A 12,149-nucleotide genomic window follows, 5' to 3' on the forward strand; every position below is an offset into this window, starting at 1 on the left:
CGCTTCAAGCTGGTTTGCTTCCAAGATCCAAATACTCATAGATAGATCCTAATACCTAGATCTCTATTTTTAAGCGCAACCCTCAAAGCGCCCCTCTAAAAACCCCTGATTTACGAGTTCTCGCTACAGATAGATGCCAATCATCAGCATGTGAGTACGGCAAGCACGTTGATCATCATTGATGATTACTTTTGGGTATTTCAACTGGCCTCACTGCGCTCAATGGCAGTAGCCCTTCAATCCATCTCAACAACTTGGCCGACAACAAGCCCTAAGTCCACCAAGCGCCAAGCCAAGGAACTCTAAAAAGCCCCCTGTCTCCTATACAACCAGCACTTTCTCCCGCCACAAATCGGTTTTTTTATATTTCTCCGTTGTGAGCCGCTTAGGGGCCGGGTCCAGGGGGGTGGGCGATTCAGACTGCTTGCCGCAGGCGGTTCTGATATCCGGGATGCAAGCCCTGTGCTGCTTGAGCCCGACGCTTGTGATTGGTCCGGGGGACCAATCACCGGGCGAGTTCACAGGGTGCCCGGATATCAGAATCGACAAGGGCACCGATGCGCAGCATCGGCAAGTAGTCAAGCCCACCCCCCTGGACCCGGCCCCCAAGCGGCGTCCCCACACCGAGACACCAAACAAAAAAACCGACATCTCCAACCCTGGGGTCGGGCGAGATATCGGTTCAAAAGCCAGGGGCCTGTTCCCGGCGTGCTACCGTTTCAAAACGTGCTTCTAATTATTAATTCCAGAAGAACCAATCTCAGCCGTCTCACTGCGCCGCAATCCAGTCCTGCAATTCCTTCTCCCCTTGCCAGGGTTGACTACGATCAGCACTGGCCGTGCGTGCCTGGGCAACCAGCTCGGGAGTGATAGCATCCACCTCATTTCCCCACTCATGGCGAATAAAGCTCAACACAGCCGCCAGCTCCGCATCACTGAATTGTTCTGCAAACGCAGGCATCGCCCCCTGATATTCCTGACCTTTCACCGTAATAGGCCCGGTAATCCCATGCAGCACCAATTGCGCCAGCACCTTGGGTTCTCCCTTCACCCATTCAGAGTCAGCCAAAGGCGGAAACACCCCTGGCAAACCTTGTCCCGTCGCCTGGTGACACGCCACACAGGCATTGGCATACAACTGCTTGCCGTCCGCAGACGCACTGGCAGGAGCGGGAGCCAACACAGCCAACGGTCGTTGATCCCCCAGACGGGGAGAGCTGTTAGGCTGAGCTGACACGATGTAATACACCGCCCAGGCCAATAAAGCCAAAACCACCAGAATCACAACGCGCGGAACCGGGTTGTATTGCTCGTGAGGATCCGCATTCTCGCTTTGACGACTTTGCACAGGGCGACTCATTCCTCACCTCCCACTGCATCAGCACTCAAGATCGGATACACATGCTTGAGCGATTGCAAATACACCACCAGATCCAAGGCCTCCGGACGGGCCACCACCACCTTGCCCTCCGGTGCCACACCCGGCGGCAGACTCACGACGCGCTCATCGGGCTGCACCTGATCTGGGCTCTTGGCTTCAAACAAGAAACGATAGGGAGGCATATTGCTACCCGGCGAGTATGCGCGTGGATCGTACAAATGACCCAGATGCCAATCCTGACTAGGCTGACGCACGCCAATATTGAACAAATCCGGCCCGGTACGCATGGTGCCCAGCAAAGGCGGATCGTCGTAGTGATAATCCCCCGCGACCGAAGCGCGCCCCCAACCACGGCTGGCATCGGCTACACCCGCACCCGTGGTGCTGGGCTGCTGCGTGTGACAAGTAATGCAGCCATTGCCCCGATACACCGCCCGCCCCCGTATTTCCTGACTGGTATAGGGTGACAAGCCTTCCGGGGCAGGCTCGTCCTTCAGTTGCAAAAAGGGCACCACAATCATGGCCGCCGTTGCCAAGGACAAAGTCACCATGGACCCGATAATCAACTTCAATTCGTTTTCCATGACCTTAAACCTCCAGCTCAGCGATGCGGCGCACAGGAGCCGAGCGGGACTCGGTCAAGGCAAACGCACCCGACTTCACAATCATCAGCAATACGTGCAGGGCGAAAACCAGATGGCCCAGCGTCATCATGGCGCCGCCAATGGAACGACCTTGCAGCCACGGCATGGTGACCGCCACCGATTCCATAAAGCCACGCGCAGGATCCAGCAGGGCCAAGCCTTGCAGCACGCCACCAATGCTGAGCGTGATCATGTAGACAGCAAAACCAGCCACCACCAACCAGAAGTGCCAGGAGATCAAGGCGGGACGAGGCCAGGCGGTGTTCAGAATGCGTGGCAAGGCAAAGTACACACCACCAAAAATCACCATGGTCACAAAGCCGTACATACCCAGATGAGCGTGTGCCACCGTAAAGTGCGTAAAGTGAGTAATGGAGTTCAGCGAACGCAGTGCTTCAGCAGAGCCTTGCAGAGACGCGACGGTGTACATCATGGCGCCAAAGACAATGAAACGCAGAACAGGCGAGTGACGCAGCGCACTGAAATGACCTTTCAGCGTCAAGTGCTGGTTAGCCGAAAAGGCCAGCACCGGAATCACCATCATCATGCTTTGAACAATGGACAGGGTAATCAGCCATTCAGGAATAGGACCACCAATCAGATGGTGCGCCCCCACCTGTCCGTAGAAAAACGCCAGCGTCCAGAATCCCAGCAGCGACAAGTTATAGGAGCGCACGGGCCGCCCGATGACTTTAGGCAGGAAATAGTAAATGGCGGCAATCGACATGGGGGTGTAGAACAAGCCCAATACGTTATGCCCGAACCACCAGTTCATGGTGGCTTGCTCCACCCCGAAGTGCACGCCAGGAACCTTGGCCACCAGATACAGAATGGGGAACCAGAACAGCGCCGCACCGATATACCAAACCGACACGTATAAGTGCTTGACCTTGCGTTGCGAGAGCATCAAGGCCAGCGGCATACCAATCATCATGCCGCCAAAGGCAAACAACACGCCAATTTGCCAAGGGATCTCCAGCCACTCCAGGCCCGCATTCAAGCCAATGGCCAGCGCGCCCATCCCGGCCACCAAGGCGGCGTTCCAGACCAGGCCGCCCACCATCACCAAACGGCCCCCCAATAAGGGAGTTTGCAACAAGCGCGGCAGCATCCAGATGGTCAGGCCCAGCAAGCCCATAGGCGCCCAACCATAGGCCACGCCGTTCAGGTGAATCGTGCGTAAACGGCCAAAGCTCAACCAGGACACATCCCCCAGAAACTCGGGCCAGTGCAGCTTCAAGGAGCTGATCAGCCCCGCAAACGAAGCCACCACCAGCCAGACCACCGCACAGACAATCAGCAAAAAAGCAGGCAAGGAACTGGAACGGTCAGCCTGCTCACGCGCAGCCATTTCAATGGCACTGGTTTGTTGGCCATGATTTTCTGCCAGATGGTCGGCAGCAGCCAGACTCAACGCCTGCCGTTGGGCATCACCGGCAGAGGGTTCTTCGGGCTGGCCGATTTCGCCCTTGTAAAAAATAGTGCGTGCACCACTGACGTCAGCATCGAACAGGCCCTTGCGCAAGGACCAGATAAAGGCAAAAAGCCCGGCAATCGACAGGATGAATGCGGCAAGCAAAAGCGCCGTCGGGTTCATGGTATTCCTCTGAGTAGATAGGCCCGCCGCCCACACGGGCACGGACGAAAACACCCGGCAAGGCTACCCGTCGGTACAGTGCATTCCAAGAATCAGTTAATGCTTAAAAAACCCTATCAGTTGGCTTGAAAGCCGTGTAAACCCCGACTTGCTTGTATTTACCGGCATACCCATCAGATAATAAAAAAACCACATTTATTAAAATTACCGTATCAGATGGAGCACAGAGCAGCATGAAACTGTACGAGACGCTGGCCAAGGAACTGGCCCAGGCCATTCTTGACGGCACCGTAGCGGCAGGCGAGCGCATGCCCTCTGTGCGTCAATTGATGGATAAGCACAAGATCAGTGCCTCGACGATTTTCCAGGCCTATTACCGACTGGAAGCACAAGGCTTAATCAAGGCGCGCCCACGTTCAGGCTATTACGTGTGCTCCAGTCTGGCTCCTCATACGCTGGAGGCAGATACAGCCTCCCAACCTCCTCTGCAAGCGACCAGCGTCAATAATAGCGACCTGATCATGGCGATCTTGCAATCCAGCTCCGAGCGCTCCGTAGCCCCTTTGGGATCCGCATTTCCCAGCCCCTTGCTCTTTCCTCTGGAACGGCTTGGGCGCTTCTTGTCCGCCAGTCTGAAACAGCAAGACCCTTGGGCCAGCGTGGATGACCTGACCCAGGGCCACGCTCCCTTGCGCCGCCAGATTGCCTTGCGTTACCTGGCTCAAGGCATGGCCATCAATGCCAACGATATTGTGATTACCAACGGGGCTCTGGAAGCACTGAACCTCTGTCTGGCTGCAGTGACTCAACCGGGTGACATTGTGCTGGTGGAATCACCCACCTTTTATGCCGCCCTGCAATCGCTGGAACGCATGAAGCTGCAGGCCCTGGAAGTGCCCACCCACCCGCGTGAAGGCATTGATCTGGAAGCGCTGGAGCACGCCCTCAAGCAACACGCCCCCAAAGCCTGCTGGCTGATGACAAACTTTCAGAATCCGCTGGGCAGCCTGATGCCCGACACTAAAAAAGCCCAACTGGTCGAGCTGCTGGCCCGCTATGAAATTCCCTTGATCGAGGACGATGTCTATGGCGAGTTGTACTTCGACACGGAACGCCCTCGTCCCGCCAAAGCCTTCGACCGTCAAGGTCTGGTGATGCACTGCTCCTCTTTTTCCAAAACCTTGGCACCCGGTTACCGCATCGGCTGGGCCGTCCCGGGACGCTATATACGCGAAGTCGCCCAAGCCAAGCTGACCACCACCCTGACCTCCCCTGTGCCCACGCAACTAGCCTTGGCCAGCTATCTGGAAAAAGGCGCGTACGACCAGCATCTGCGCCGTTTGCGTACCCAGTTAAAAAACCAGTATGCGCAGTTCTCCAAAGCCTTGGGACGCTACTTCCCCGCAGGCACGCGGGCCACCCGCCCCGAAGGCGGCTACTTCCTGTGGGTAGAACTGGAACAAAGCGTGCAGACCCTGGAATTACATCGTCAGGCCCTGTCCCAGGGCATCAGTCTGGCGCCGGGTTCCATCTTTTCAACCACCCAGAATTACAGCCATTGCCTGCGTCTTAACTTTGGCCACCCCTGGACAGAACACAGTGATCAGGCCTTGGAGATTCTGGGTAACTTATGCCGACCATTGCCACTTAAAAAGTAAAGGCACGTAGCGCCTGACGATAGAAAATAAAAATTGGCAGCTTATTGAATGACAAAAGAAAAGACAGCATGATCGCGCAGTTACACACGCAAGCACACTGTCTGTTCAGGAGTTTTTGATGGCCCACACCTTACGTAACAAGCTGATCGGTGTCTGGCAATTGCAGTCCTTTGAGTTTGTTCCAGCAGATGGCTCGCCCCGCTATCCGGGGCTGGGGCCCAACCCCATTGGTCAACTGATTTACACAGAAACAGGTTATATGGGAGCACAACTGGGCAGCAGCACCAGAACGGTACAGGACAGTTGTCAGTCCCTACTGGATACGTACCTGGCCTATGCAGGTACGTTTGAAGTAGACGAGGCGACCCAATGCGTCACCCACTTTGTTGATATGTCTCTGTACCCCGATTGGGTGGGCGTTCCCCAGCTACGCCTGGCACGCTTTACCCAAGACGCGCTGGAACTGTCTACCCGTGATCCCGTCGTGGTGGCTGGCAAACTAGGCGTGGGCACCTTGCTGTGGCACCGTGCCGAGCCGGTCTAAGCACACTGGTTCAACGCCATGAGCAAAGTCCAGCCTGTGCTGGTCATGTCAGTGTTGAACCGCGCTATCGAGCAAGCCCAGAAAATAATCCACAATCGCATGGGCACGTCTGTCCTTGCGCATGGCCAAGGACAAGGGAATCGTAAACTGACGCTGCTGTGGGTCCACCGCAATCATCTGGCCCTTCTCTACCCAACGAGCCGCCACGTGCTCAGGCAGGAAACCGATGTACTCTCCCGTCAAAATCAAAAAAGCGGTTCCTTCCCGATCACTGGCGGTAGCGACACAATTCAAATCCTGATGCTGTCCAATCGCCTCCGGGCTCATGCGATAAGCGGGCGCAATAGCCGCAGCCTGGCGCAAGGCTTCCTGAGACACTGCCCCTTTTTGTACCGCTGCAAACAAAGGATGCTCCCAGGAGCAGTACAAAAAATAAGGCTCGGCATACAGCGTGCGATACTCCAGCCCGCTCAAGGCATTAATTTCGGGCAGCACACCCATATGCAAACGGCCATCCAATAAACCGCGCTCAATTTCACCTGGCGTGCTCATGCTGATATGCACACGCACCGCCTCGCTGTTTTGCCGCAAGGCACGCAAAGCGGAGGTGATGTGCATATGAGGCTGCGAGATCAGGCTATTCATCAAGCCTATATTCAAATCTCCCCGCAAGCTGGAATGCAGCTGGTTCACTTCACTGCGAAAATTCTCCACCGCAGCCATCAAGGTTTCACTGGCCCGCAATACTTGCCGCCCTTCCTCCGTCAAAGCAAAACCGGCCCTACCGCGCTGGCACAAGCGGATTCCGCCCAGGCGCTTTTCCAAATCGCTCATATGCAGGCTGATGGCCGAACGCGTAATCCCCAGCACACCTTCTGCGGCCGAAAAGCTGCCCACTTGCGCCACCGTTCTGAACACACGCAGCAGACGCAAATCAAAATCGGAAACCTGCAACAGTCCTTTGAGCTGCATATAGGTAAGTAAAACAATAAGTGAAGTTAAATAAAAACGTATTTTACTCAACAACTTAGCTCTCTACACTGGGGGTATTCACCGCCTTGAGGAGACAAACATGAACTCACCCTACTTTGCGCCACAGCAGATTGCCAGTGAACTCAATCTCCAGTCCCACTGGATGCCCTTTACCGCGAACCGACAATTCCAGCAGGACCCGCGTCTGGTCGTCAAAGCCGAAGGCAACTGGCTGTATGACCAGGAGGGTCGCCAGATTTTTGACGGCCTGTCCGGGCTTTGGACTTGCGGGGCTGGACACGCCCGTCATGAAATCCAGGCCGCCGTGCATCGCCAACTCGGACAACTGGACTATTCTCCCGCCTTTCAGTTTGGGCATCCCACCGCGTTTCAACTGGCCGACAAACTAACCCAGCGCACCCCCGACGGTCTGGATCATGTTTTCTTCACCAACTCCGGTTCTGAATGCACCGACACTGTCGTAAAGATGGTGCGAGCCTACTGGCGCATCAAAGGCCAGGCAACAAAAACCCGTCTGATTGGCCGCGCTCGTGGCTATCACGGCGTGAACGTGGCCGGTACCAGCCTGGGCGGTATCGGCGGCAACCGCAAAATGTTCGGTCAATTGATGGATGCCGACCACCTACCCCACGTGCTGCAAGCCGATTGCGCCTTCACACGCGGCCAACCCGAAACAGGGGGCCTTACCCTGGCCGACGAACTACTGAAGCTGATCGAACTGCACGACGCCAGCACCATTGCCGCCGTTTTTGTCGAACCCGTCTCGGGCTCGGCAGGCGTACTGGTGCCCCCTACCGGCTATCTGCAACGCCTGCGCCAGATTTGCGATCAGCACAACATCCTGCTGGTCTTTGATGAAGTCATCACTGGACTGGGCCGCCTGGGCACCTACACCGGAGCCGATTACTTTGGCGTCACCCCCGACATCATGACCATGGCCAAGCAACTGACCAACGGTGCCATTCCCATGGGCGCGGTCATTGCCAGCAAAGAGATCTACCAAACCTTCATGGGCCAGGACCTGCCACTGCACACCGTGGAGTTCAGCCACGGCCACACCTACTCCGCCCACCCTGTCGCCTGCGCCGCAGGACTGGCTGCCCTGGAGTTGCTGGAACAGGACAACCTGCTGCAACGTTCTGCCGAACTAGCCCCGCATTTTGAGCAGGCCCTGCACCAGTTGCGCAATAGCCCGAATGTGATCGACATCCGCAACTGTGGCTTGGCAGGTGCCATCCAACTGGCCCCGCGTAACGGTGACCCTACCATCCGTCCCTTTGAAGCCGGCCTACAGCTGTGGAAACAAGGCTTTTACGTACGCTTTGGTGGCGACACCCTGCAATTTGGCCCCGCCTTCACCACCACACACGCCCAGCTTGATTCATTATTCGATGCCGTCGGTGGCGTCCTGAAGCAACTGGCTTAAGCAACCCCAAAGGGCGGACTATCTTGGGCCGCCCTAAATCAGCTCCACTCGTTGCAACTGGAAACCTTAACTTTCTACCCAAGCAGCCCCTGTAACCGGCTCCAAGATCCACAAACGCGCCATAATACGAGCTTTGCTCCACAAGAAATATTCAGCGCCATGAGTTCTCCCACAACACCTACCTTTGCTCAGGCTCCCATCGGCCTGTTTGACTCGGGTGTGGGCGGTCTGTCCATCTGGCGCGCCCTGCGCCAGTCCTTGCCAAACGAAAACCTGCTGTATCTGGCCGACTCACAATGCGCCCCGTACGGCGACCGTTCCCCGGAATGGATCATTGAGCGCACCCTGTGCATGACAAAGTTGCTGGTCAACCAAGGCTGCAAAGCACTGGTCATCGCCTGCAACACCGCCACCCTGGTGGCAGCCCAGGCCTTGCGCGACACGCTAAGCATCCCCATTATCGCCATCGAACCCGCTATCAAACCCGCTGCTGCCCTGAGTCGCAACCGTAGCATCGCCCTGATGGCCACCAGTCGCACCTTGGACAGCGGCGGCCTGCAAAGCCTGATCGAACGCTACGCCAGCGACGTGGAAGTCATCCGTATCCCCTGCCCCGGCCTGGCCGACCGCGTCGAAGCCCTGCAGTTAAGCGGCCCGGAAATCGAAGCAGAGCTGCGCGCCCGCCTGGCCCCTGCCCTGCAAAGCCAGGCCGACACACTCGTGCTGGGTTGTACCCACTACCCCTTCCTGCGCCCCACCATCGAAGCCATCAGTGGCTCGCGCTTCCATATCCTGGAACCCTCCTTCGCGGTCGCCGCTCAAGTCCACCGCCGCCTGGAACAAGCTAACTGCCTGAACACACAGGCTCAAGCAGGCAACAGCGCCTTCATCAGCAGCGCCCCCATGGAGCAAGCGCGACAAGTCATCCGAGCACTGACAGGACTGGCAGAACCCACCATGCTGACATTCCCGACGCAAGCCGGAACACGCCCTATCGTCGCGGACTAGCACAAAGCAACAACAAACTCCCCGAGAGTGACGCCAGCCAGCGCCGCGCCAAACCCCGAGCGATCCCTGACTCAGACCATACCTCTGGGTGCCTTCTTATGCTCTTGTGTCATCGCTTGTCTCCTTCAAGACAATCATAGGCCCGAACACAAAATTTCCGACACTCTCCGCCGCGTCGGCAAGTTGTCCGCCTCCGCCCCCTGCTCCGAGGCCCCGAGTGGCGACCTACGAAGAGTGATAAAAACTACAACTCAAACCCATCACCCACCTTAAATTTGCTACTTAAAAGATAAAAATCACTTACAGCCCCGCCAAACTGCCCCACCGTAACAAACCATCCATTACACCGTCATATGCCTGCCAAGCCGCAGCCAGCCAGGCTTTGATCCCCGCTGCTCCCCTCCCCGCCCCACCCTTCACATAAAACACAATCCAATCATCGGCGGATTTTCTGATCCGTTCACAGGGCAGTCACACGCCCTTCCTACACTGCCCGCAGTCCTGATCCGATGCCGACTGGGCAGCCCACCCTCATGCACAGTCCGGCCTCTCTTTCCACCTTCTCTCCTTGAGTGGCTGTATGACCTTCACCTCCCGTCCCCAGAAATCCCCCACCGTGCAGCGCCTGCAACAAGCCGGACTCTCTCTGTCCCTGGCGCTGCTGCTGACCGCCTGCGGCAGCGGCTCCGGTGGTAATGATGGCCCAGCTAACCCTGGCACCAATCCCGAAACCCCTACCGTAGAGCCCGGCGACAAACCCCAGGCGCTGGGCGGCAAAAAAGCCCTGATCGTCACTATCGACGGCTTAAGCTACGAAGCCCTGCTGCAAGCCCGTCAAGCAGGCCAGCACCCTGCCCTGAAAAACCTGACCATTGCCCCCGCACAAACCGGTGGCTACGCGGGCACTGCCAGCGAACAACGCACCCTGCCACTGCCTGGCTGGGCCTCCCTGATTACCGGCGTCTGGGCAGACGAGCACGGCCTGCGCGGTGTCGGCCAAGAAGACACCAAACTCAATAGCCCCACCTTGGTCGCCCAGACCTCCAAACCAACCCAGGCCGCCCTGGCCTTGAGTACCGGCGACTACCGCACACTGTGGAGTCAGGATCTGCAAGAAGGCCGCATCATCGAAGCGGCCAACTGCACCGACTCTGATAGCTGTGTCAGCGAGCAAACCCAGAAATACCTGCAAGAAGGCAAATCTCTGATCCTGGCTCAAATCCAGGCCCCCGCCCGTGCGGCCAATCAGGCAGGCCTGGGTAGCCCGGCTTACCAACAGGCCGTCAACGACTCCCTGGCTGCGCTGGACAAGCTGTTCGCCCTGATCGACAAACGCACACAGGCCGATGCGTCGGAAGACTGGCTGGTCATCCTGACCACCAGCTACGGCCTGGACGAATTTGGCGGCACCACCGGCTCGCAATTTAACCGCAACAAGACCAGCTTTATTGCTACCAATAAAACCCTGGCCTCCTTGCCTGCCATCGACAGCCAAGTCTCCAGCAGCACGGACATGAACACCCTGGCCGCCGTCATTGACATCGCGCCCACCGTCCTGTCCCACCTGGGTCTGCAAAACGAACAATACCGCTTCCGTGGCTCGCCCCTGCAAGCCGACACCCGCGTACACAATCTGGTTTTCAGCAAACCGGCCGACAAGAACATGGTGGACCTGAACTGGGTGCTGCAAGGCGAAGCCTCGCAAGAAATCCAGGTCATGCGCGATGGCAAACTGATCGCTACCTTGCCTGCCGGTACTACTCAGTACTCCGATCCACTGCCTGCCTCCGATACCGCGCAAACCTACTCCCTGTATTACTCGGTCCAGGTGGGCAAGGCGGCCTCGACCCTGAAAGCCGATGTAGGCTACCAGCCCCCACCCAAGCTGGCTGACACCCTGAAAAACGGCCTGCTCAGCTATTACACCTTCAATAGCCAGCCCTTTACCGACGCCAAAGGTGGCAGCACGCTGCAAACCTCGACCCCTGCCGTGCCGGCCGGCCAGTTGATTGCCGCTGACTTCCTGGACCCCAGCACACCCAAGGGTGGGCTGCGCATCATGGGCAGCAATGTCGATGGCAACGGCAACCGTGGTTACCGCCTGTCCATGAGCCGCAATCTGTTCACTCTGAGCAGCGTGCAGCAAATGACGATTGGCTTTTGGCTGCGCACTGCCAACAACTGCCACGGCTATGGCGCCTCCATCATGGCCAACAAGAACTATGACTCGGGCAACAACCCCGGTTTTGCATTGGGCCTATTTAACGCCAACGGCTGCGACATCCGCTTTAACACGGGCTACGGCGGCGGCCGCAACGAGAGCCAGGGCTACAACATCACCCCCGACGAATGGGCCTATGTAGCCGTCGTCATCGACAAGGCCCAAGGCAAGATGCTGGGCCACGTGTTTGACCCCAAAAAAGGCGCGCAGTTTGGCTCGGTGGCTCTGGAAGCCCGCACTTTGCAAGCCCTGGGGGGCACCGGCACGGGCGAACTGGGCTTGAACGAAGACGTTACCGGCCAGTACTACAAACGCTGGGGACGCAGCGACATCAATATGGACTTTGGCGAACTGGCCATGTGGGACCGCGCCCTTAGCACGGACGAACTGACCAGCATTTACGAATCCCGCCAGCCTCTGTCCAGCCTCCAACCCTGATCGCCAAGCAAGGACTATTTATGACTTCCAAGAACGCTTCACTCACCTTTGAGCGCCTAAAACGCGCATCCGTCTTGTTGATGTTCTGCGGCCTGCTGGCTGCCTGCGGTGGTGGCAGCGACACCGATAGCTCGGGTAACACAGGCTCGCCTGAAGAGCCCACCGAGCCTGGCAAACCCACGCCCGAACCCGCGCCGCAACTGAAATGCGCCCCTTGATTGACTAAGAGATTAAGTACA

At 57.4% G+C, this 12,149-nt stretch carries 10 protein-coding genes; 6 read left to right on the plus strand and 4 right to left on the minus strand.

Going from position 1 to position 12,149, the window contains the following annotated elements:
* Positions 1 to 769: 769 nt before the first annotated feature.
* Genes OKX01_RS14300 through OKX01_RS14310 form a run of 3 tightly spaced genes read right to left on the minus strand, consistent with a single transcriptional unit; the run spans position 770 to position 3,622 of the window.
* Entirely contained in the window at positions 770 to 1,360 is a 591-nt protein-coding gene (locus tag OKX01_RS14300; RefSeq protein WP_264671976.1) for a c-type cytochrome, read from the minus strand.
* Positions 1,357 to 1,965: a cbb3-type cytochrome c oxidase subunit II gene (locus OKX01_RS14305; protein ID WP_094197481.1), complete on the minus strand. Its 609-nt coding sequence runs from the start codon at positions 1,963 to 1,965 to the stop codon at positions 1,357 to 1,359. Before OKX01_RS14305 ends, OKX01_RS14300 begins: the two co-directional genes overlap by 4 nt.
* 4 nt (positions 1,966 to 1,969) lie before the next feature.
* Positions 1,970 to 3,622 carry a cbb3-type cytochrome c oxidase subunit I gene (locus OKX01_RS14310; protein WP_264671977.1) on the minus strand — a complete coding sequence of 551 codons (1,653 nt, stop codon included), beginning with the start codon at positions 3,620 to 3,622 and terminating at the stop codon, positions 1,970 to 1,972.
* 233 nt (positions 3,623 to 3,855) lie between these two features.
* On the opposite strand from OKX01_RS14310, the gene OKX01_RS14315 reads away from it, so the two are divergent.
* Entirely contained in the window at positions 3,856 to 5,280 is a 1,425-nt protein-coding gene (locus OKX01_RS14315; RefSeq protein WP_264671978.1) for a PLP-dependent aminotransferase family protein, read from the plus strand.
* A 118-nt stretch (positions 5,281 to 5,398) separates the two neighbouring features.
* The gene (locus OKX01_RS14320; protein ID WP_264671979.1) at positions 5,399 to 5,824 is read left to right on the plus strand and encodes a lipocalin-like domain-containing protein; all 426 of its coding nucleotides are present in this window, start codon (positions 5,399 to 5,401) and stop codon (positions 5,822 to 5,824) included.
* Between the two features lie 48 nt (positions 5,825 to 5,872).
* Here the strand turns inward: OKX01_RS14320 and OKX01_RS14325 are convergent, their stop codons facing one another.
* On the minus strand, positions 5,873 to 6,796 hold the full coding sequence (locus OKX01_RS14325) for a LysR family transcriptional regulator (RefSeq protein ID WP_108727853.1): 924 nt from the start codon (positions 6,794 to 6,796) through the stop codon (positions 5,873 to 5,875).
* 100 nt (positions 6,797 to 6,896) lie between these two features.
* On the opposite strand from OKX01_RS14325, the gene OKX01_RS14330 reads away from it, so the two are divergent.
* The 4 genes from OKX01_RS14330 to OKX01_RS14345 all read left to right on the plus strand — a co-directional run bounded on the left by OKX01_RS14330 (position 6,897) and on the right by OKX01_RS14345 (position 12,128).
* On the plus strand, positions 6,897 to 8,243 hold the full coding sequence (locus tag OKX01_RS14330) for an aspartate aminotransferase family protein (RefSeq protein WP_094197486.1): 1,347 nt from the start codon (positions 6,897 to 6,899) through the stop codon (positions 8,241 to 8,243).
* A 159-nt stretch (positions 8,244 to 8,402) separates the two neighbouring features.
* The gene (gene murI, locus OKX01_RS14335; RefSeq protein WP_264671980.1) at positions 8,403 to 9,251 is read left to right on the plus strand and encodes a glutamate racemase; all 849 of its coding nucleotides are present in this window, start codon (positions 8,403 to 8,405) and stop codon (positions 9,249 to 9,251) included.
* 580 nt (positions 9,252 to 9,831) lie between these two features.
* On the plus strand, positions 9,832 to 11,910 hold the full coding sequence (locus OKX01_RS14340) for a LamG domain-containing protein (protein ID WP_264671981.1): 2,079 nt from the start codon (positions 9,832 to 9,834) through the stop codon (positions 11,908 to 11,910).
* Positions 11,911 to 11,930: 20 nt separating this feature from the next.
* The gene (locus tag OKX01_RS14345) at positions 11,931 to 12,128 is read left to right on the plus strand and encodes a hypothetical protein (protein ID WP_094197489.1); all 198 of its coding nucleotides are present in this window, start codon (positions 11,931 to 11,933) and stop codon (positions 12,126 to 12,128) included.
* Positions 12,129 to 12,149: the final 21 nt, after the last annotated feature.

This window comes from Alcaligenes sp. SMD-FA (genome assembly GCF_025960365.1).
Classification (GTDB): Bacteria; Pseudomonadota; Gammaproteobacteria; order Burkholderiales; family Burkholderiaceae_B; genus Alcaligenes; species Alcaligenes aquatilis.

Bases quoted from the DNA above. Each gene is read 5' to 3' on its own strand.
- murI (WP_264671980.1), top strand. From the start codon at position 8,403: ATGAGTTCTCCCACAACACCTACCTTTGCTCAGGCTCCCATCGGCCTG.
- OKX01_RS14300 (WP_264671976.1), bottom strand. From the start codon at position 1,360: ATGAGTCGCCCTGTGCAAAGTCGTCAAAGCGAGAATGCGGATCCTCAC.
- OKX01_RS14305 (WP_094197481.1), bottom strand. From the start codon at position 1,965: ATGGAAAACGAATTGAAGTTGATTATCGGGTCCATGGTGACTTTGTCC.
- OKX01_RS14310 (WP_264671977.1), bottom strand. From the start codon at position 3,622: ATGAACCCGACGGCGCTTTTGCTTGCCGCATTCATCCTGTCGATTGCC.
- OKX01_RS14330 (WP_094197486.1), top strand. From the start codon at position 6,897: ATGAACTCACCCTACTTTGCGCCACAGCAGATTGCCAGTGAACTCAAT.
- OKX01_RS14315 (WP_264671978.1), top strand. From the start codon at position 3,856: ATGAAACTGTACGAGACGCTGGCCAAGGAACTGGCCCAGGCCATTCTT.
- OKX01_RS14345 (WP_094197489.1), top strand. From the start codon at position 11,931: ATGACTTCCAAGAACGCTTCACTCACCTTTGAGCGCCTAAAACGCGCA.
- OKX01_RS14325 (WP_108727853.1), bottom strand. From the start codon at position 6,796: ATGCAGCTCAAAGGACTGTTGCAGGTTTCCGATTTTGATTTGCGTCTG.
- OKX01_RS14340 (WP_264671981.1), top strand. From the start codon at position 9,832: ATGACCTTCACCTCCCGTCCCCAGAAATCCCCCACCGTGCAGCGCCTG.
- OKX01_RS14320 (WP_264671979.1), top strand. From the start codon at position 5,399: ATGGCCCACACCTTACGTAACAAGCTGATCGGTGTCTGGCAATTGCAG.